1 pseudogene is annotated in these 256 nt (G+C 57.8%); it reads left to right on the forward strand.

The annotated features are described in order from the left end of the window. Positions 1 to 256 (forward strand): annotated as a pseudogene (locus tag OWC48_RS46850) (IS3 family transposase); the annotation flags it as partial.

The following is a 256-nucleotide window of genomic DNA, read 5'->3' on the forward strand; positions in this document are numbered from 1 at the left end:
GGTATGGTGGCCTGGACGTATCCGAAGCTCGGCGCCTCAAGGTCCTTGCCGACGAGAATGCGAAGCTGAAGAAGCTGTTGGCCGAGGCGATGCTCGACAACGCCATGCTAAAGGACCTCAATTCAAATTAATGGTGACGCCCGTTGCAAGGCGGCAGGCTGTGGCTCACCTTTGTTCGAGTTTTGAGGTCAGTCAGCGGCGGGCGTGTGAAGTGATTGGGGCTGATCGGTCCTCGGTGCGTTATCTCAGCCTTCGG

The organism is Bradyrhizobium sp. Arg816, assembly GCF_029989365.1.
Lineage (GTDB): Bacteria > Pseudomonadota > Alphaproteobacteria > Rhizobiales > Xanthobacteraceae > Bradyrhizobium.